A 19,386-nucleotide genomic window follows, 5' to 3' on the forward strand; every position below is an offset into this window, starting at 1 on the left:
TCTCGACGAGCGCTGTGTCATCCACGGCGGTTTCGGGCTGATCGTAGTAGGTTGATCGCGCGATCCCCATCAGCCGGCATCCTTCAGCGATGGAGACACCGCCGGGCCGGTGATCACGGATGTAGTCCCGCTTCTCGGACGTGGTGCGCTTTTCAGAGCCCCCTTTAGAAACTCCATTTCCAAGGCTTGCCGGCCTACCAGCCGCTCCAGCGCTGCGATCCGCGCCTTATAGGTCTGCATCGTGTCGGCCGCCGCCACGTCTTCGTCGAAGGAGCCGGCCTCGTATTTCTGAACCCAGATGCGGATCAGGTTACGCGGCAGTTCGTGCCGCTTGGCGAGACCATGCAGCGTCTCGCCGGACAGGAACTCCTGCACGACCTGACGTTTGAACTCGATGCTGTGCGTGCGATAAGTCACCATGGGCTTCCATCCTTCGAAAGCCCGGCTTCCAAGTCAATTCTGCTTGTTCACCCTGTCCGGTCCGAGGGGCGCACTCCAACCTTTGACCAAAAGTTGACATAGGGTGGATTGCTTGGCCCACTGTAGGGAGACAATCACGGCCTCGATCATTTTTGGAGAGGATATAGCTAGCTTGATAGCGCGACGATGCCACTGCGAAAGGACATCCACCACGATCGCATGCTAATTAAAATAGGTTACCTAGACAAAACCTCTCTCCCCTGACACTGGATCGAAAGGCGGTTCGATGAGATATGGAAGCATTCCGGCCGGCGGCCAAGGGACGAGAATGCAACCTCTGGGATTCTCCAAAGAGTTGCTTCTGGTCGACGGCCGCGCGGTGATAGAGCACCTAATTGAGCGTATGCTGTTGTCCGGTATCGAAAACATATTTATCAATACCAGTTCCGACAAATCGGATTTGGTGACTTACCTTTCGTCGAAAAGTCCTTACTCGGCCAGATGCATTTTTATGGTCCGGGAGCGGCGAGGCTTGCTTGATGCCATCGTTCAGCCATATCAGTTTCTACGTTATGACGATGAACTTTATTTTGGTTTGCCAGATACTATTTGGTACCCAAAGAATTCCTTCTCCACCCTTTCTGCTTTCGAGGAAAAAGTTAGCCTTGGATTGTTCGACACTGGAACGCCGAACAAGTTCGACACAGTCTATATCGATCATCGTGGCGTCGTTGAATCGATAAAGGTGAAAGATCCGTTTCCAAAAACAAAGTGGACATGGGGGATCGGAAAAATTGCCGTGTGTGAGATATCAAAATTAGCTTCGGCTAGTCATGCCGAAAATGACAAAGAATTACTGATGGGAGAGGCGCTGGATATTTACTCGAAACAGAGCGTAATCATGGCAGTAAAAATTGACAATAGCTCCTATATCGATGTTGGCGAGCCTGAATCATATCAAAGAGCCGAGAACTTTGTACGTGTACATGAAAGATAGCGGTCCGCCAGTCCTTCAAATCCGCAAACGTAACCGCAGCAAAGATTTGCGACAGGGTGGCTATGGAGCCATCTGCAGAGAATGCGAAGCCTGACATTTTAACCCAAGTCGCTCCCGGCATCGCGCGCGACCACTCATATACCGAAACCACGTCGATCCATCCATCTTGGGGCCTGCAACGACGTGGGATCGCTTGAAGAAACCTTCGCAGGGCAGTATGTCTGACCTCAGCGGCAGAAGGCGGTCCGCAGCCCTTCGTGCCGTAAACTCTTGATCGGTATAGTTTTTTCTGATGAAAAAAATTTCCGTATATTTGTGGCAAATTTTGACACCTGTTATAATCGTTGTCTCTATCGATCAAGTGTCAAAATATTTGGCTATCGAAAATCTGGAGCTAGGTCAGGAAACAACATTCAGACTCGTTCCATTAGTTAGTTTTAGACTGGCCTTAAACACAGGAATAAACTTTGGAGTATTTTCCACAGAAGAACGCGCTTTCCGATATTTATTAATTGCGATTCTATCAAGCATTGGGCTAGCGCTTTTAGGGTCCGCCTTCTCAGCTTCAACTCTGCAGAAGCGCGTCGGCCTTGCAATCGCTGCCGGTGGGGCATTTGGCAACGTGATCGACCGCTTGACTTACGGGGCAGTCATCGACTTCCTCAGCATATCATGTTGTGGAATTAGCAATCCATGGTCGTTCAACGTTGCCGATATAGCCATCTTCTTTGGGCTCGGTCTGTTTCTCTTCAAAAGGCAAGTGGATCAAGCACTCTGAACCGATGATGGTCTCGCGTTTTTGATCAACCACCCAGTGACGTTGAGTGCGGCCAATCGGTGACTAAGGCGCGTAGGCGTCGCTGGTCCTCTAGACTTCCTCCTTTTCTTTTGAAATCGGAGAAGTGGGCGGGCACGCAATCGTAAGTAGTTCTCGATTGAAAATGTAGGCGGACTGCTGTCTATTTGCGGGAGAAATGAAGTGGGGTTTCGGATACGTGAAGGGCAGATTGTCGATTGAACCGCTACGACGTTTTGCGGATCGTGGACTCGATTTTTTCTTCACACGCGTCTTCGATACACTCGTTTACAACCATGTTTGGGAAGACCCCCGCGTAGATCTCGATGCTTTAGCGGTGCAGTCGGGCCAGCGCATTGTTACCATCGGGTCGGCAGGGTGCAATGCACTTGCCTATTTGAGAGACGACCCAGCGCGGATCGACGCCGTCGATCTCAATCGCGCCCAACGAGCGCTGTTTGTGCTGAAGCTTGAAGCGCTTCGGCAACTCCCTGATCAAGAGGCGTTCTTTCGGTTCTTTGGCGAAGGCGAAAGCGTCGAGAACACTAAGGCCTATGATCAGCTCATATCGCCGTCGCTGGACCATTTCACACGAAACTTTTGGGAACACCGCGGGATCACTGGGCGGCGTCGCATCGAGATGTTCGCGCGGGGATTTTATCGCCATGGACTGTTAGCTCGGTTCATAGGGGGCGTGCATTGGATCGCCAGCCTGTCAGGCCATGACTTAGGCCGACTGCCCGGGGCGCGTGACAGGGCGGAGCAGGAACTCTTGTTCGATAGTGAAGTCGCGCCGCTGTTCGATGCTCGGCTCACCCGATGGTTGGCGCGATCGCCGATCTCCCTTTATGCGTTGGGTATTCCACGAGCTCAGTATCGGCGGATGAAAGCCGAGGCCGGCACGGACATGGTTGGGCTTCTGCGCGAGCGCATCCGTCGTATGGCCTGCGATTTTCCGATAGAAGACAATTACTTTGCCTGGCAGGTCTTTGCCCGTCGCTATGACACGATCGCTCGTCGGGCGGTTCCGATGTATTTGGAACCTCGAGTCTATCGAGAGATTCGACCGCGAGCCGATAGAGTTCATGTCCATCCCGGGACGATAACGCACTACCTGACGGGACTTCCCGACCGATCTGTTCATCGATTCGTGCTTCTGGACGCTCAGGATTGGATGACGCCGGCAGATATCGCGACACTCTGGGCTGAGATCGGGCGTACTGCGGTTCCCGGTGAAGCGCGAGTAATCTTCCGAACCGCCGGCACTGACGATCCGTTCCGGGCCCTTCCCGAGAAGTTGCGCATGCCATGGGATTATCGCGAAGAGGAGAGCCGCAAACTTCACAGCCGAGACCGATCATCAATCTACAGCGGATTTCACCTTCTTGTCGCACGGCCTGCGACTGAGTGTGTGAATCGCCCTGACTCTCGAACGTCCGTGCGGGGCGGATTGGAAGACACTCAGTGAGCGGCTTAGCAGAATTAATGCGTCGCAGGGCGTCGGAGACTCCGACACTGGCATTGGTACGATTTGCCGATGGTCTCGAAGACGGGGTGACAATGAGCTGGGGAGATGCCTATGCGTTGGCATGCCATTGGGCAGCGGGTTTCCGCGCCGTGGGGGTGACGCAGGGGACACCTGTCCTCATATCGATGGCCAACGTGCCGGATTTCGTGGGTGCTTTTTTTGGTGCGCATTTGGCAGGGGGAGTGCCTGCGCCGATACCGCCGCGTCGGCAAGCAACGGACAAAATATTTCGCGACCGGCTCTCCAATCGAGCCAGTGCCATCGGCGCGCGTGCAGTGGCGCTGGCGGACTCGGTTGAGGCAGTGGCCGTCCCTGGTTTGGCGGCACTGACGCGCGATACCCTGCCTATGGGAACGGATCCTGGTGCCCGGGCAGGCACGGAGGAACTAGGCATTATTCAATTCACCTCCGGGACTAGTGGCACCGCAAAAGCGATACCGCTCCAGCAGGGCGCAGTCGCATACCAAACCAACCGGATCGTGAGCGGTCTGCGTGTCGACCCTGCGCGCGACGTGGCGACAAGCTGGTTGCCATATTACCATGACATGGGACTCTTCGGCTTTCTTTTGGCGCCGGCGATATCGGGTACTCTGTCAGTGATCCTTAGTACCGAGAGCTTTCTACGTCGACCCCTAAGGTGGTTTGAAATCATCGAACGGGTAGGCGCGACAATCACTGCCGCCCCGCCGTCGGCCTACGCCGCCGTCGCACGGTTTGCCACCTCTCGACGCGGACCAATGCCTGACTTGCGGTCCATCCGGGTGGCGCTAATGGGCGCAGAAGTGATCGACGCCACCCAACTCGAGGCACTAACCGAGTCACTAGCCCCATTGGGGCTTTCGCGTGAGGCCATTCTTGCAGCTTATGGCCTGGCCGAGATTGGTGTGGTCGCTACTTTGGCACCACTGGGACGTGGGCCCTACACTCGCACATTGGCGGTGCATCCAGGACTGAAGGTAGTGGGGTGTGGATATCCAGTGGAGGGATCGGCGGTGAGAGTGCAATCGCCTTCGGGACGAGTTCTGGAGGATGAAGAGTTAGGGCGGATCGCCATACAGAGTCCTAGTCGCCTTCGGACTTACTTAAGCGGCGCAGGACCAATCACCCCGCCCGGAGATGGGGGGTGGCTTCTGACCGGGGATCAGGGTTTCATGGCGAAGGGAGAACTCTTCGTGCTCGGACGAGAAGACGACGTGATTGTCGTGGGCGGCGCCAAGTTCTTGCCCGAAGAGATTGAACAGGTCGCGAGTGAGGTAGGTGGATCCAAGGTTAGGGCCGCGGCTGCGATCGGCAAACGCTCACTAGGCTCGAGCACGCAGCGGGTTACACTGGCGCTTCATGTGACTTGCCCCGACTCCGAAGATCGTGATTGTCTTGCTCTCGCTATCCGGCAGGCGTTGGTGTCTCGGGGGCTTCCGATCGACCACATTGAGTTCATGACAGGAACGGCGCCGCTGCGCACCACAAACGGAAAGCTGTCGCGAGAGGCTTATCGAGAGCTTTTTGCCGCGAGGAACGAATAGATGGCTAGGATGGAGGCCGCCGAGGCGCTGGTCGATGTGCTCGATCGGGAAGGAGTCAGGCATGTCTTCGGCGTCCCTGGCGGGCCTGTTCTGGGGCTTTGCGACGCGATATCGCGCCACCCTCGCATTAGCTTGGTTCTAACAAAGCATGAACAGGCGGCAGCCTATGCCGCCTTCGGTTCGGCTTTGGCGACCGGTCAGATGGGCGTCTGCCTTGCAACGCTTGGGCCAGGCGCGACGAACCTGCTCGCTGGGCTACCTGTTGCTAGGGTCGAAGCTGTGCCGGTTCTCGCAATCACCGGTCAGGTACAGCTGAGCGGAATGGCTAGGGGTGCCCATCAGGACGCGAGTGGCTGGTACGGCACGCCGGACCAGAAGGCAATGTTTGGAGGAACGTGTAAGCAGACAGAGCTCTGCACTCTGGCTTCCAGTCTCCCGGACTTGGCGCGGCGGGCCATTCGGGCGGCCACCTCCGATCGTCAGGGACCTGTGCATGTTTCGATTCCATCTGGGCTTCTACACGAAACGATCGACTACTCACCTCTAGACCCGAAGCAATATCGATTGATGGAGAACTGCGCGGTTGACAAGGGCGCGGCAGCGCGGGTCGCGCGGGCGCTTTCGGAAGCTAAGGCGCCTGCCATACTGCTGGGTGGGCGAGCAATGCGACCTGCCTGCGGGCCTGCGGTTCGAGCGTTGGCCGATGCGTTCGGAATAGCGCTCTGCGCCGATCTGGCATCGAAATCGGTGGTTGACGAGCACCATTCCAATTATCTTGGCTGTATTGGAGTGCTGGGTCATAAGGCCGCCGAAAACTTTTTGAAAAAAACCGCTGATCTAATTCTCTCCGTGGGTCAGAGCTTTGACGAGATATCGACGCTTGGCTGGGATCCAGCATTTGCCGAGCGGCGCAGTCTCATTCAATTGGACTCCATAGGCGAGGAAATCGGCAAGGCCTTTCCAGTGAGTGATGCCAGTGTTGGACACCTGCCTGCGCTGCTTGAGGCTATTTGCGAGGCTCACCCGACGCTGTCGCAAGAGAGGCTTGTCGGTCGACAGCAGCGCCTTGCGGAGGAACTAAGGCGGAATCCGACTTTTTCTTCAGTCGAGATGGTTAGCGACAAGGTGCCAATGCTGCCGCAACGTGTAATGGCAGATCTGACTGCGGCCGTTCCGGAGGATGCGGTTGTTCTCTCGGATAGTTCGAAATGGGCACGATGGCTCGGACGCTTCTTCCGCGCGAGGGAAGGGCAAATCTTTTCGGCCCACGATTACGAGCCGATGGGGTGGGCAGTAGCAGCGGCGCTTGGGGTACAAGCGGCCCGTCCCGATACCCCTGTCATTTGCCTGAGCGGCGATGGGGCATTCCTAATGGCGGCGCTTGAAGTGTCAACAGCGGTCGATCACAGTTTGCCGATCGTCTGGATGGTCATGAACGATGGGCGCCTCGGCATCATCCACGATTTGCAGAGGACGCTGTTCGGCGGACGGGTTTGCGGCACCACTTTCAATACTCCAAATCTACCTGCTTTTGCACAGAGCCTCGGCGCAGACGGCGCCGTCGTCGAGAGTCCGGGTGCACTGGTTTCTGCGCTTTCGGCGGCGATCACGGCAAAGCGGCCCACGATCCTCGACATTCGCTTCGATGTTGAAGAGATCCCCGCGCTTCGACCGCGCAGCCTTCTGGTAACCAAGGGGATGGGCCTGCCAAACCCTACCCCTGGTCCCGAGACAATTCGAACCTTATTCAAGCTCATGAAGGAACGCTAAATGTTTGCCCAAAATAGCGTCGCCGACGAGCCTAACCGCATCGCTATCGTGCGCTTGCTCCGAGCTACGCCCGAACGCACGTTCGAGGTCGTCTACGACGTCGAGAAATTCCCCGAGTTCATGCCCAACGTGCTCAGTGCCCGTGTGCTTCAAGGTAGCGAGGTTCGGAAGCTAGTTGAATGGGAGATGACAATCGACGATGCGCCGTTGTGTTGGATCGAGGAAATTGATTTCGATCACGCACAGCGATCGACCCGGTTTCGCGCAGTTGAGGGGGCATTTTTACGATTCGACGGAAGCTGGACGGTGACGGGATGCGACGCGGGGACCAACCTGGAAGTAACGGTGGACTATGACCTTGGCGTGCCAGAAATCGAAGAATTCATCGCGCCGATCCTGAAGGTTCGTCTGACCGAGAATCTTGAAGCGATGCTGGATTATATCGAAGCCCGCGCGGACTTGTTGTGAGTAACGTGCCAGATATTGATCTCGTTTTATTGGGTCATCCGTCGGATTTCGCTCATTTCCGAACAATCGTCGAACACAACGACGGCGCGCGGGCAGCGGAGCGAGTGGCGCGAAATGAAGCCACGTTTCGCGCTTTTATCAATTGGATGCCTGCCTATGCTACTCAGTCCGTTGCCGGTATCGAGCTGAATGGCACATGCGTTCGGGCAGCGCTGGTGATCTGTCCATTCCTTCCCCAGGACATATCAACGCCGCGAACATTGAAGGCGGCCTACGGCAAGGTAATTGAGGGGTGCCGCATCGCATCAGATATGGGTGCCAAGGTAGTCGCATTGGGTGGTTTTACCTCGATCCTGGCTGGATCGCGGCGGATTGAAGTTGCTGCGGAAGCGGGGATAACACTGACATCCGGCAATGCACTGACCGCAGCGCTTGCAGTAGAGCAACTTCGTACGGCACTTCAGACCGACGGACGAGCATTGGAAAACGAAACAGTGGCAGTTCTCGGTGCAAGCGGTGATATCGGGCGCACTGTAGTAGGGCTTCTAGACGGAATACCGCGCGAGATCCTGCTCGTGGCACAGAACCATGACCGCCTATCCGAAGTTCGCAATGCCTTCGGGCATCTCAGGATGCGAATAGCGACCGCCAAAGAAGCTGTCGCCGAGGCGGATGCTATGATTGTGGCGACATCCGCTTGCCATCCAGTGATAAGTGCCTCGGATCTGAGACCCAAGATGATCGTGTGCGACGTCGGTTATCCCAATTCCATTTTTGGTACGACAAAGCTGGATGGCGCATACGTGTTTCGAGGCGGGCTGGCACAGTTGCCTCATCCCGTTGATATGGCCGTTTATACGCAACTTGACCAGGGTGACAAGCTATTCGGTTGCTTCACCGAAGGTATCGTGCTTGCCGCGCGTCCAGACCTTCACTCGCTTGCAAGCCTCCAAGGGGCTGCCGACATAAATCGCGCGCACAAGCTGCTGGCCGCGGCGGCGCAGCTTGGCATTGTACCCTTCCGCCCATCACGTGCGGTCCATTAGCATGACTGAGGTAGAGGTTAAGATTCTTTCGGAACTGCGCGCCCGGGTGGCAATGCGCATGAACGTCGGTGTTCAAGTTGTGCCCGTAGATACCGACTTGGTCGGTGGAATGGGTCTTAGTTCTATTGAGACGCTTGAGCTTCTCCTTGAGCTTGAAGAAAAGTTCCCAGCGCTGAATTTCGAGATGGCAGAGACCGCGGATCTTCGGACGCTGCGAGATATCGCCCGCTGGCTGGCCAGGACCCGTCGAAGGACAGACCAACGATGAGAGCTTCGCGACTGTCGGACTCCGATGCGCTCGCAGCTGTAACCCAGCGACTTCGAGCACCGCCTCTTCATCGCCTTGGCGAATGGCCTACTCCACTTCAGCGCTACGATCATTCGACGCTGGGCCCCATTCTCGTCAAACGCGATGATCTCGCAAAGTTTGGGGGCGAAGCGCGAAGTGGCGTAAAGGCGCGAAAACTTGAGGGCCTGCTGGAACATATGGTTGGGCGCAAACTCGACACGATTTGCATGCCAATTGGGAATCTCACAAATTTGGGACCTGATCTGGTCCGCGTGGCTCGGGGCCTTGGGATCACTGTTCGGCTTTTGATTGTCGACGATCCGCCGCTGCCACCAGATCTGCGCCAAGCGACTCATGCCCTCTATGCTGGAAGCGCCACGCTTTGTGGCCCCAACCATGCTGCGGCGGCGTTGAAGTTAGGAATGACGGCGGTAGGGTATCGCCTGCGAGGGAAGCGTGCGCTGTCGGTACCACCAAGCCCGGCGCATCCTTCGGCAGTTCTCGGTACCGTACGAGGCTACCTAGAGGCTATGGATCAGTCTCTGGCGCAGTTTCACCAATTGCCTAGGGTAATCTACCTGGCTTCGGCGGCCGGAAGTTCCATCGCAGGATTTGCCATCGGAGAAGCATTGATGCGCGGCGCTGGCCATCCATCAGTACGGATCGTGGCGGTGCAAGTGGGACCCGAGCCCTTGCGTCTCTGGCTACCCCTATTAATTGCTTGGACCCGACGTGCTGCGCGGCTCGGAGACTTGCCACGATGCCAAGTTTCGGTGATCGCGAGAGGGCGCCACGCCGTTTATGGGCGATTTGATAGCGGCCATATACGGCTTTGCGAGCGAGTTGAGGAAGTCTTCGGGCTGAAGATCGACCCTATCTACGGTGGCAAGTCCTGGGACGTGATGGAGTCCGAGGAAGCAGGCGTGAACGAGGATCGCCCACCTCTGTTCTGGCATTGCGGTTACACTCCCGCGTGGCGGGACTTCGCAGCAGAGCTTTCGCTTTGATGACGATTGTCTGCTCAGCCGGGACCGCGCTCGCGGCGCTTTTTGTCCTTGCGCAACTGCGGTTCCTCATACTGATGCTGCTGCCGCGATACAATCCAGAACTACCGCCGCCCTTGCCTACCGCACCACTGGTGGCGATCCAGATCGCCACCTATCGCGAGTCGGCGGCGCTGCCTTTAGTCTTAAAGGCGATTTCGGAGCTGGATTGGCCGCGTCAGTCGATGTTGGTGCAGATTCTCGACGACAGCCCTGCAATCGAAGCTGCGCTGACAAAAGCGGTGGTAGCACAATATGCAAACGAGGGGCTGCCTGTCAGTTATCATAACCGAGATAGTCGGCTCGGCTTCAAGGCCGGAGCATTGAACCTCGGTCTAGCGATAGCAGCGCCAGCCGAGTTCATCGCCTACTTCGATGCGGATTGCCGTCCGACGCGAGAGTTCCTCAGATGCGCTACCGCAATGCTGTCTAAGTCTGATGTGGCTGCCGTGCAGGCCCGTTGGCGTTATCCAAATGCTGATGCATCACCCCTCACTGCTCTTCAGGCGGCAGCATTCGAGTACTTGTTTCGCTACGAGTACGAGGCCCGGGGCATAGCTGGTCTGCCAGTCTACTACCTAGGCAGTTCGGCCCTCTGGCGGAGGGAGGCGCTCGTCGCACTCGGTGGCTGGCGTTTTCAGCCATTTACTGCGGAAGATGTAGACATGAGCAACCGTGCCGCAGCTGCGGGATGGCAAGTGCTTTACCATCCACAAGTCCTTGGAGAGGATGACGCGCTGGAGGACGTCCTCGCTTTTAGGGCCCAGCAGAGACGGTGGGCACAATCCGTCCTTCGGGCCGGCGTCGACGCTGCCCCGGGTTTGGCGCGCCTACGCCGCGGCCCACTCACACGGCTACTCGAGTGGAGTTCGCTCGCACCCCATGCCACCATCATTGTGGTGCTCTTGCTAACGGTCTGTTTGTCAGGTTGGACGCTTGCAGGATACCCGCCAAAGCCGGTCTTGTTCTGGACGTTTTCCGTACTGATGATTGTATCACCAGCGACGCTGGCGCTTGCGGCAGCTCAGGCGGCCTACCATGGCTCTGGCGCCGCCAGGCGCGTTGCGCTTCTGCTGTTGGCAGGGCCATTTGCTGCGGCGACAATGACTTCCTTCGTTTTTGGGGTGAGCGATTTTCTTATCAAGAATCGACTCGAATTTGTGGCTACTCCCAAGGCCGGTCAGGTTGGAGTGATAGGTGGGAGGCATAGCGCTTGGCTTCATGCGCAAATCGCGCCACTTGCGCTTGACGTCTGCTTGGCCGGTTTGTTCACCACATCTTTCTTTGTGGCTGTTTTCTCGCAGATATGGTCCGCTATTTGGCCACTAGCGCTCATGGCGGGTGCTTTTGCTTCAAGCGGTCTGATCTGTGGATTTGCACTCATAAAACGGGTTATGGCTAAGTAGGCTTCACGACGACGTCGTCATATTGATAGCTAGCTTTGGTGACGTCTCAATGAGGATCTGGAACCACCGCGCTAAGCAACCGCCGATTCTCCGCTACGGGCCTCGCTTCGCCTTCAAAGCGTTTTGCGTGGTGCTCGCTGCTACATAGAGACTACCGAGAACCCAATAAAACAGCCGGATACCATTATAATATGCAGGCGGCTTGATTCGACCCCTACGATAGCCAAAGCGAGCGATCGTACGTGCGAAATCGTAGCGTCCGGCATTGTGGACTACCGGAATGATACCAGCATTGTCGGCGAGAAACCGTTCGGCGTCATAGTGAAATGCTTCACCGTTGAGAAAGGTCACGAAATTGAACCGACGAGGTAACTCTGCGAAACCGTCACGGTGCAAGAGGTAGTTAATCAGCAGTTGGTCGGTGCCGTGCCTGGCAGCGCTGCGGCACATGCTAGAATAGGTCTCCCAAATCGCGCCCATCTTCGTTGCGGGTCCTATGAGGAAACCGCAATTCGCAGTAGGTTTGAGGCCGAGCGTTTTCGCAATCTCGGGCAAGCATTCGGGACGCACATCCGACACTCCAAGTGTTATACGATGCAGACTGAAGTTGAACTCAGGTTCTATCACTGCCTTGAAAAGATCGGGTGATTGATAGAAAAGATTTGAAATATCGTCCTGAAAGATAACGTCGCCGCAATCGGAATAGCATATTTGATCGTAATTTTTATGGGTGGCTAGAAAAGCCGAAAGTTCGCGGTATTGGATGTTCGACATCCGAGCGTCGGCCTGTCCCGGCCACAGTTGCACGCGGCCTTGGTCGCGAAGCCGCGCACGCTGAGACTCTGTGAGACCGAAGTCGATCACCATGACATCGATGTCCGTCAGGTCCACATGCTTGTGCAATGAATAGAGCCAGTCGTTGACCAGCTGGTCCCCCTTGTTGGCGTTGCAATACGTGTAGATAAGATGGGTCATCACATGCGCTCAATCGCAGTCAGCACGCAAATTGATATCGATTTGACTTCGAAAGCAAATGTTAGAGAATCGCAACACGACAATCCGAAAAACGGCCCCGGACACAGGACGTCAGAAACGCAATCACTCCTCCCGATGAGGCTCGATGTTGTTCAGGAAGTTCAGCGTGCTCAAATCGGACGATGCCGACTATCGGTACCGAGTCAAAGGCATATCTTATCATCAGTTTCTTTCGGGCCTTCACTCAAAGCTCAAACCGAGGACGTATCTGGAGATCGGAACACTCCGCGGCCGAACATTGCGGTCGGCGGACTGCGCATCCATCGCTATTGACCCTAAATTTCGGGTCTCATCGAGGGTGATGGGCAGAAAGCCATCATGCTTGTTCTTTCAAATGACAAGCGACGATTTCTTCGCGCGCTACGACCCACGGGCCCTGTTTGGAGCCCCTGTCGACCTCGCGTTCATCGATGGAATGCATCTTCTGGAGTATGTGCTACGCGACCTCATAAACACTGAGAAAAATTCTGAACGCAACTCAGTTATCGCACTGCATGACTGCGCACCGCCGGGTTTCTACATGACGGCGCGATCGATGTCTGATCCGCTTTTCAAAAAATCAAGGTACGCCAATGCATGGACAGGTGATGTTTGGAAGATAGTTCCAATCCTTAAGAAGTTCAGACCGAAGCTTAACGTTGTAGTGACCGATTGCAAACCAACTGGATTAGTGTTGATCACCAATCTCGATCCAAGTAATACAGCTCTAGAATCTTCCTACGATGATATAGTTTCTCGATACGCAATCTCTACAATGGACCGCACTGAATATGAAGCCTATTGGGCAAGCCTCAACGTCCTCACGAGCCATTCGTGGACAAAATCAACAATGATTTGAGGCATATCTGGCCGATCTTGTGACTCTCTCGGGCCTGTCACTGTCTTCGGAGGACTCTGCGGCTGACCGGAATGCCCGCGCCCTTCGTCTACCATGACCGGAAACGTGTTCCTGGCCTATGTCGAACAGGTCCTAGTCCCGACACTCGAGCCCGACGACGTCGTCATCATGGACAACCTGCCCGCAAATAAGGCGGCCGGAGTTCGCGATGCAATCGAGGCGGCCGGCGCAAGGCTGCTCTACCTGCCTCCCTACAGCCCCTATCGTGGCCAGACAAAATTCGGTCGACCGTTCGTCAAAATTACGCGCTGCCCTGTTCGCCACAAACGTAAAGTCATGTTACCAATAGTCGCTGGCGGGCAACTGCAATGCAACGCAGGTGTAAACATTAGGCTTGCGACCCAATGAAGAATTCCAATGCCACGATAGCTGAGCGCTTATTGCTTCACTCAGAGAAAGCTCCAGAAAGCCTCGCTTTCCGATATCTTACATCTGGGGACATGGAAGCCGAAAGCATGACCTATGGTCAGCTCGCGAAACGGGCTTTGTCCCTAGCGGCCTATCTCAGTGAAACCGAGCCTCCAGGAACGCACATTTTGCTTTTGCTCGAGTCCGGATTGTCATTCATTGAAGCTCTGTTTGGGTGCATGTTTGCCGCGCTTATACCAATTCCCGTGGATCTACCAAGGGTGAGGCGGCCGACTGGCCGACTAGACTTCATCGTCCAGCACTCGAGCGCCCCAACCTTTATTACGAGCGGCAAGGAGATCGCAAGAATAGACGATTTGACAGAAGCCATACCAGCGATGGCTAGTCTGCGACGTCATATAGTCGATGCCGACAGAACGACACAAACAGACACTGTTAAATTTCTTCCGAACGAAGAGATGCCTGCATTTATTCAGTACACGTCGGGGTCAACAAGCGCGCCAAAAGGGGTCGTCGTTGCACACAAAAATCTAGTTTGCAACCAACAGCAAATTCAAAAAGCATTCGGTCACGGTGCGCACACAAAATTTGCCGGTTGGCTTCCTATGTTCCACGATATGGGCCTCGTCGGCAACGTTCTTCAACCTGTCTACCTAGGTGTTGAGTGTAGTCTCATGCCGCCGGCGGCGTTCATTCAGCGGCCCTCGCGATGGTTGAGAATGATTTCAAAATACCGATCCACGACGAGTGGCGGTCCAAATTTCGCGTTTGATCATTGCGTAGATCGAATTTCCGAAAGCGATATCGACTCGTTTGACTTGTCATCTTGGCAGGTGGCGTTTAACGGCGCGGAACCTATCCGAGAACGGACCATTCGCGAGTTTGTCCAAAAATTTCGACGATCGGGCTTTTCCGCAACAAGTTTCCTTCCCTGCTACGGATTGGCCGAAGCAACGTTGTTCGTTGCCGGGCAGACTAGATACAACAGTGCCGCGCCTACCACTTTGAGTGTACTGCGAAGTGACCTTGAAGATGGCGTGCTTAAGAAAACCGGTGTTGTTGATCCAAAAAAGAGGGTAATACTGACCGCAAGTGGCCCGCCGGCGGAGAATCAAGTTATTGCAATAGTAGATGCCGACTCTGGGAAGGAATGCCGAGCCGGTCATATTGGGGAGATTTGGCTTGCAGGCCCGAACGTCGCGGAGAAATATCTTTCTAACGCCGGTGAAGTAAGACAGCTACTGTCTGGCGAACTCAGTTCCGCTGCATCTACGTTTCTGAGAACAGGGGATTTGGGCGCGATGTGGAACGGCGAACTTTTTGTCGTCGGCCGCATAAAGAATCTGATTATTATTCGTGGTCGCAATATCCACGCCGAGGACATCGAGCAGTTGGTGAGCCACAGTCATAGCCTGTTTCAAGCCAATCGATGCGCGGCATTTTCAACTGAAACCATTGACGGCGAGGAGCGTCTTGTTGTGGTTCAAGAAATAGCGCGGCGCCCGCGCGATACCGACGAAGTCCGGAGCGCAGCAGCATATGCCCGGCAACTTATCATTAGAAACACTGACGTCGCGCCTCATGATATTCTGATCGTTCGTCCCGGTACCATCCCCACAACAAGTAGTGGCAAGATCCGCCATGCAGACACCCGCACCGCGTACGCTCAGGGTCTCATCGCAGACGTTGCAAGTGTGGAAAGAGCTGTGGTCGCAAATAGCGATCAGCTCGGCAAATAAACTTGATCGAAGGCGGCGAGTTGTGCCAAAATAATTAGGCCTAAATGAAAGGCTTTGGTTACGCCAGCGGCGGAGGTTGTTTGACATGAACAACGTTGTCGAATTGGGTGGCCCGCATGACGCTGAACGGGTGCCAGTGGCGACAGGTAGGGCGGTCATACGCGATCGACGCGCAGTCAGAACGCAACGTATTGCTGCCACGTTAACGGTCCTAGTCCCGACATTGGCTACTGCCTATGCGATTGGCCTCGGTTGGCAGTACGGAGTCAGCCTGTTAGATATTTGTCTATTTTTTGGGTTCTATCTGCTTACGTTGGTCGGCGTTACCGTGGGGTTTCATCGACTCTTAGCCCATCGCGCCTTTACTGCTGATCGTTGGGTAAAGTTAGCGCTCATCGTGCTGGGGACGTGGTCTGCCCAAGGCCCTGTCCTTCACTGGGTAAGTAATCATCGTCGGCATCACATGTCTTCCGATAGTGAGGATGACCCCCATTCGCCCAATCTTAGTGGCAAGGGAATTTGGGGTCGCTTCAAAGGGCTATGCTACGCCCACATTGGTTCGATGTTTGTGCCAGAAGTCACTAACTATGTGAGGTTCGGGCCCGATCTTTTGCGTGACCCAGATGTTGTCAAAATGAACAGACACTACCTATTAATTGTCGTGCTGGGTCTTCTACTCCCTGCGGCCATTGGGGCCGCTGTGTCGCAGAGCCTTTGGGGTGCTTGGACAGGGATGCTATGGGGTGGTTTTGTACGAATGTTCGTTGTGCACCATGCCATTTGGAGCATAACATCACTGGCGCACACTTTCGGTGAGAAGGTCTTTGCATCGGATGATGAGAGTCGCAACTCGGCCTGGTTGGCACTTTTGACTGGCGGTGAGGGGTGGCATAACACGCATCACGCCTTTCCCAAGGCCGCGATTTTCTCGACTTCAAGCCGACAAATCGACATTGGGGGCGTTGTTGTGTGGTCACTGGAAAAGCTTGGTGCGGTTCGAGGTGTTCATCGCGTTACGCCGGATGGTGCCAAGACAAAGTCGTTGCTGTGAGGCATAAGGAAACAGCGAGCGACTGTTGAGGAGAAGGACGTAGAATGTCGAGCATTGAACGTCCCGTGAGCCCAAGTGGTGATGTTGATGCCGGTCGGGCGGGACCGAAACCCGCGGAAATCAAGGACTGGATAACTAGCTACATTGCTCGTCTCCTTGATCTGAAGCCTAGCACAATCGGGCGCACTCAAACGTTCGATGAGATCGGTCTCGATTCAATGATGACTATTGTGATGACAGAGGAACTTGGCCTTTGGCTCGGCCGAGAAATTGACCCGACAAGCGCGTATGACCATCCAACGATAGAAAGATTTTCAACACATATTTCTACCGTCCAATCCTGTTAGCTTTAGCCTACGGCAACTCTTTCACCAACAGGTTGACCAAGATGTTTGATTCGACGGCCCTTGCGGATCCCGGTGCCTCAAAACAGGCTATTCAGTACCACTATGACGTTGGAAATGATTTTTATCATCTATGGCTGGATGACACAAAAACCTACACGTGCGCACTCTGGGAAGGGGCGCAAACACTTCAGCAAGCACAGGAGCAGAAGCTCGACTATCATATTTCCCAGGCTGGGGCTTCAGGCACTCGCTTTGCGCTCGACATTGGGTGCGGCTGGGGGCCGGCATTGACCCGCATGGTTGACCACCATCGCGTGCATCATGCTATCGGACTGACTCTTAGCCAGCAGCAAGCCGATTATATCTCCTCGCTAGGAGATAATCGCATTGAGGTTGAAGTTCAAAGTTGGTTCGATCACATCCCCGCTCAACCGTACGATGCGATCGTGTCTATCGGAGCATTTGAGCACTTCGCACGACCAGATATGTCACATAGCCAAAAGGTAGCAGGGTACCGATCGTTCTTCGATCGGTGTCACGCATGGCTTCGTCCGGGGAAACGTATGTCGCTTCAAACGATAGCATATGAGAATTCCGACCGACACGATTTGCACCCGTTCATAGCGAAGGAAATCTGGCCAGAAACTGACCTTCCACGGTTGGCTGATATTGTTGTGGCGGCCGAACGAAAATTCGAAATTATTCGTCTAAGGAATGACCGCGCTGATTATGTGCGCACTTGCAATGCATGGATCCACCGTCTGAATGAACGACAGGACGAGATTATCGGTTTGGTCGGAGCGGATGTGTTTCACCGGTATGTGCACTGGTTCAAATTATCAATGATTGGCTTCCATACAGGAACTATGAGTCTCTTGCGCATTACATTTCAGCGTGTTCCTTAATCTCCTATGGCGGGTGCTCTTCCATCGTGTGGTCAGACCAGATTGCGGTAGTTGGCTACTCCTGCCGATTTCCTGGTGCCTTTAACCCCCAGCAGCTGTGGCAACTATTGCTGGCAGGTGGCGACGCCGTTTCTATTAGGCCCCGCCATAAGTGGCTAGTTCCGCCTGCATCTTGGGCAACCGGAAGTCCAATAGAGTTCGCTATGAGCCATCCGGGTGGCTTTCTTGATTACCCCGCAGTTGATGGGAATCCACCGATCGATCCACAGCAATCTCTGTTCCTACAGTGCGCGGGAGAGGCGCTGGAATCTGCCGAATTGCGAGCGGATGGTTGGCAAGACTGGGTCGTAGGTGTTTTTGCTGGCGCTACCAATCTTGACTATCATAGATGGCTTTACAGGCAGCCGTCGGCGGTTTCTTTTAGTACGTATCTAGCCTCCGCTCCGAGTGCGATACCGAACCGGGTTTCGTCACATTTCAATTTCAGTGGGCCTAGTGTCGCGGTTGACACGGCATGCTCATCTGGATTGGTTGCCGTCCATCTAGCATGTCAAAGCTTGCTGTCCGGAGAGACTAAACTTTGCCTGGCCGGCGGGGTTAGCCTCATTCTGACGCCTGACTCAATGCTAACCTTTCTTGCCAGTGGTTTGCTGTCACCCACGGGCCGCTGTCGAGTTTTTAGTGCAGATGCCGACGGGTATGTCCGCGCGGAAGGTTGTGGAATTGTTGCGCTGACAACATTGCGCCATGCCAAATCGGCTAAACTCCCTGTCCGCGCCCTCGTACGTGCCTCGGCGGTGAACCATACCGGCCGGAGTTCAAATCTTGCAATGCCCCGCGCATCAGCACTGGCGGAGGTTATGCTACAGGCATACAGCGTCGCCGGTGTCTCACCTCACGACGTCGGTTATCTTGAAGCTCATGCCGTCGGGACCCAGGTCGGAGACATTTTGGAGCTCAAGGCGATCGAACGAGTTTTCGGCGCTGCTCGACGGACTGGTATCGAGCGCCTTCCAATCGGCTCGCTCAAAACAAATTTTGGGCACAGCGAGCCCGCGTCGGGGTTGGCTGGCCTGCTGAAAGCCATTTTCGTCGCCTCAGAGGGCAAAATCCCGCCCAATCTCCATTTCAAGCAACTCAATCCGCGAGCCAGAATCGCGGAGGAGTTTATCCAGGTTCCTTCCGAGCAGCAGAACCTATCAACCGACAAAAAATTCGTCGGAGTATCCGCCTTCGGTGCAACAGGTACAAATACCCATCTCGTGATCTCTTCTCCTTGAGTGCAGTAGGGCAGTCAACGACTGCAGCTATTGGCGCGCCTGCCACGAAGGGCCAAGTAAGGTCACGTGCCGGCGCTATCCACCTGCAATACCAGGGCGGTAGCAGAGATTGCTGCGCGGCTCGAACGAAAACACGAACCGATTGCTGCGCCAATATCTGCCGTGGAGAACCGATCTATCCCGTACGCCTCCGGCGAGGGCCGCCTTGCGCGAGCATGGCCCGGTAGCGAGGCTGCGCTCTTAGGGTTGTCCTTACGAGCGTAGTTAGCAGCACAGCATGAGCCATGTGACGTTATTGACCGGGCCGGAGCGTCGTCGTCGTTGGAGTGAAGAGGATCAGTGCCGGATACTGGCCGCGGCATTTGCGCCCGGGGCCACAGTGGCGGCGGTGGCGCGTCAGTACGATGTCGCGACCAGCCTGATCTATAAGTGGCGCCGCACGGTGAGAGCCCGCGAGACGGGCTTTGCCGAAGTTG

The 19,386-nt window shown here is 55.2% G+C and carries 19 protein-coding genes and 2 pseudogenes; 19 read left to right on the top strand and 2 right to left on the bottom strand.

Annotated features, from left to right (window positions below):
- Positions 1–69 precede the first annotated feature (69 nt).
- The gene (locus NKH67_RS32640; protein ID WP_352474794.1) at positions 70–420 is read right to left on the bottom strand and encodes a transposase; all 351 of its coding nucleotides are present in this window, start codon (positions 418–420) and stop codon (positions 70–72) included.
- Between the two features lie 286 nt (positions 421–706).
- Here NKH67_RS32640 and NKH67_RS32645 point away from each other — a divergent pair, with 286 nt between their 5' ends.
- The 11 genes and pseudogenes from NKH67_RS32645 to NKH67_RS32695 all read left to right on the top strand — a co-directional run bounded on the left by NKH67_RS32645 (position 707) and on the right by NKH67_RS32695 (position 11,286).
- On the top strand, positions 707–1,417 hold the full coding sequence (locus tag NKH67_RS32645) for a sugar phosphate nucleotidyltransferase (RefSeq protein ID WP_352474795.1): 711 nt from the start codon (positions 707–709) through the stop codon (positions 1,415–1,417).
- Positions 1,418–1,709: 292 nt separating this feature from the next.
- Positions 1,710–2,195 carry a signal peptidase II gene (gene lspA, locus NKH67_RS32650; protein ID WP_352474796.1) on the top strand — a complete coding sequence of 162 codons (486 nt, stop codon included), beginning with the start codon at positions 1,710–1,712 and terminating at the stop codon, positions 2,193–2,195.
- 229 nt (positions 2,196–2,424) lie between these two features.
- The gene (locus NKH67_RS32655; protein ID WP_352474797.1) at positions 2,425–3,681 is read left to right on the top strand and encodes a BtaA family protein; all 1,257 of its coding nucleotides are present in this window, start codon (positions 2,425–2,427) and stop codon (positions 3,679–3,681) included.
- 17 nt (positions 3,682–3,698) lie between these two features.
- A pseudogene (locus NKH67_RS32660) lies at positions 3,699–4,814 on the top strand (AMP-binding protein); the annotation flags it as partial.
- Between the two features lie 78 nt (positions 4,815–4,892).
- The gene (locus tag NKH67_RS32665) at positions 4,893–5,264 is read left to right on the top strand and encodes an acyl-CoA synthetase family protein (protein ID WP_352474818.1); all 372 of its coding nucleotides are present in this window, start codon (positions 4,893–4,895) and stop codon (positions 5,262–5,264) included.
- Complete coding sequence (locus NKH67_RS32670) at positions 5,265–7,034, top strand: thiamine pyrophosphate-binding protein (RefSeq protein ID WP_352474798.1); 1,770 nt, start codon at positions 5,265–5,267, stop codon at positions 7,032–7,034.
- A complete protein-coding gene (locus NKH67_RS32675; protein ID WP_352474799.1) occupies positions 7,035–7,502 on the top strand; it encodes a type II toxin-antitoxin system RatA family toxin in 468 nt (155 codons plus the stop codon).
- Positions 7,499–8,548: a hypothetical protein gene (locus tag NKH67_RS32680; RefSeq protein WP_352474800.1), complete on the top strand. Its 1,050-nt coding sequence runs from the start codon at positions 7,499–7,501 to the stop codon at positions 8,546–8,548. The genes NKH67_RS32675 and NKH67_RS32680 overlap by 4 nt, the downstream gene beginning before the upstream one ends.
- Before the next feature lies 1 nt (position 8,549).
- Complete coding sequence (locus NKH67_RS32685) at positions 8,550–8,816, top strand: phosphopantetheine-binding protein (protein WP_352474802.1); 267 nt, start codon at positions 8,550–8,552, stop codon at positions 8,814–8,816.
- Positions 8,813–9,844 (top strand): hypothetical protein, encoded by a 1,032-nt coding sequence (locus NKH67_RS32690; protein WP_352474803.1) that lies wholly within the window; start codon positions 8,813–8,815, stop codon positions 9,842–9,844. Before NKH67_RS32685 ends, NKH67_RS32690 begins: the two co-directional genes overlap by 4 nt.
- The gene (locus NKH67_RS32695; RefSeq protein ID WP_352474816.1) at positions 9,844–11,286 is read left to right on the top strand and encodes a glycosyltransferase family 2 protein; all 1,443 of its coding nucleotides are present in this window, start codon (positions 9,844–9,846) and stop codon (positions 11,284–11,286) included. Before NKH67_RS32690 ends, NKH67_RS32695 begins: the two co-directional genes overlap by 1 nt.
- A 93-nt stretch (positions 11,287–11,379) precedes the next feature.
- Here NKH67_RS32695 and NKH67_RS32700 read toward each other — a convergent pair whose 3' ends face one another.
- A complete protein-coding gene (locus NKH67_RS32700) occupies positions 11,380–12,261 on the bottom strand; it encodes a hypothetical protein (RefSeq protein WP_352474804.1) in 882 nt (293 codons plus the stop codon).
- 166 nt (positions 12,262–12,427) lie between these two features.
- Here NKH67_RS32700 and NKH67_RS32705 point away from each other — a divergent pair, with 166 nt between their 5' ends.
- From NKH67_RS32705 to NKH67_RS32740, 8 genes and pseudogenes are all read left to right on the top strand, one after another.
- Positions 12,428–13,159 carry a class I SAM-dependent methyltransferase gene (locus NKH67_RS32705; RefSeq protein WP_352474805.1) on the top strand — a complete coding sequence of 244 codons (732 nt, stop codon included), beginning with the start codon at positions 12,428–12,430 and terminating at the stop codon, positions 13,157–13,159.
- 93 nt (positions 13,160–13,252) lie between these two features.
- Positions 13,253–13,420, top strand: a pseudogene (locus NKH67_RS32710) (transposase); the annotation flags it as partial.
- A gap of 143 nt (positions 13,421–13,563) precedes the next feature.
- Positions 13,564–15,327, top strand: coding sequence for a fatty acyl-AMP ligase (locus NKH67_RS32715; protein WP_352474806.1), 1,764 nt, complete (start codon positions 13,564–13,566; stop codon positions 15,325–15,327).
- Between the two features lie 85 nt (positions 15,328–15,412).
- On the top strand, positions 15,413–16,378 hold the full coding sequence (locus tag NKH67_RS32720) for an acyl-CoA desaturase (RefSeq protein WP_352474808.1): 966 nt from the start codon (positions 15,413–15,415) through the stop codon (positions 16,376–16,378).
- Positions 16,379–16,422: 44 nt separating this feature from the next.
- The gene (locus tag NKH67_RS32725) at positions 16,423–16,725 is read left to right on the top strand and encodes an acyl carrier protein (protein ID WP_352474810.1); all 303 of its coding nucleotides are present in this window, start codon (positions 16,423–16,425) and stop codon (positions 16,723–16,725) included.
- A 41-nt stretch (positions 16,726–16,766) separates the two neighbouring features.
- Positions 16,767–17,630, top strand: a complete 864-nt coding sequence (locus NKH67_RS32730) for a class I SAM-dependent methyltransferase (protein WP_352474811.1) — start codon at positions 16,767–16,769, stop codon at positions 17,628–17,630.
- A gap of 26 nt (positions 17,631–17,656) precedes the next feature.
- Complete coding sequence (locus tag NKH67_RS32735) at positions 17,657–18,910, top strand: beta-ketoacyl [acyl carrier protein] synthase domain-containing protein (protein ID WP_352474812.1); 1,254 nt, start codon at positions 17,657–17,659, stop codon at positions 18,908–18,910.
- Positions 18,911–19,187: 277 nt separating this feature from the next.
- Positions 19,188–19,386: transposase (locus tag NKH67_RS32740; RefSeq protein WP_353032861.1), on the top strand; the 199-nt coding region annotated here is incomplete at its 3' end.

Source organism: Mesorhizobium sp. M0968 (assembly GCF_040319065.1).
Classification (GTDB): Bacteria; Pseudomonadota; Alphaproteobacteria; order Rhizobiales; family Rhizobiaceae; genus Mesorhizobium.

Coding starts and splice junctions, on each gene's coding strand:
- NKH67_RS32640 (WP_352474794.1), bottom strand. CDS start 420: ATGGTGACTTATCGCACGCACAGCATCGAGTTCAAACGTCAGGTCGTG.
- NKH67_RS32645 (WP_352474795.1), top strand. CDS start 707: ATGAGATATGGAAGCATTCCGGCCGGCGGCCAAGGGACGAGAATGCAA.
- lspA (WP_352474796.1), top strand. CDS start 1,710: ATGAAAAAAATTTCCGTATATTTGTGGCAAATTTTGACACCTGTTATA.
- NKH67_RS32665 (WP_352474818.1), top strand. CDS start 4,893: ATGGCGAAGGGAGAACTCTTCGTGCTCGGACGAGAAGACGACGTGATT.
- NKH67_RS32670 (WP_352474798.1), top strand. CDS start 5,265: ATGGCTAGGATGGAGGCCGCCGAGGCGCTGGTCGATGTGCTCGATCGG.
- NKH67_RS32675 (WP_352474799.1), top strand. CDS start 7,035: ATGTTTGCCCAAAATAGCGTCGCCGACGAGCCTAACCGCATCGCTATC.
- NKH67_RS32685 (WP_352474802.1), top strand. CDS start 8,550: ATGACTGAGGTAGAGGTTAAGATTCTTTCGGAACTGCGCGCCCGGGTG.
- NKH67_RS32690 (WP_352474803.1), top strand. CDS start 8,813: ATGAGAGCTTCGCGACTGTCGGACTCCGATGCGCTCGCAGCTGTAACC.
- NKH67_RS32695 (WP_352474816.1), top strand. CDS start 9,844: ATGACGATTGTCTGCTCAGCCGGGACCGCGCTCGCGGCGCTTTTTGTC.
- NKH67_RS32700 (WP_352474804.1), bottom strand. CDS start 12,261: ATGACCCATCTTATCTACACGTATTGCAACGCCAACAAGGGGGACCAG.
- NKH67_RS32715 (WP_352474806.1), top strand. CDS start 13,564: ATGAAGAATTCCAATGCCACGATAGCTGAGCGCTTATTGCTTCACTCA.
- NKH67_RS32720 (WP_352474808.1), top strand. CDS start 15,413: ATGAACAACGTTGTCGAATTGGGTGGCCCGCATGACGCTGAACGGGTG.
- NKH67_RS32725 (WP_352474810.1), top strand. CDS start 16,423: ATGTCGAGCATTGAACGTCCCGTGAGCCCAAGTGGTGATGTTGATGCC.
- NKH67_RS32730 (WP_352474811.1), top strand. CDS start 16,767: ATGTTTGATTCGACGGCCCTTGCGGATCCCGGTGCCTCAAAACAGGCT.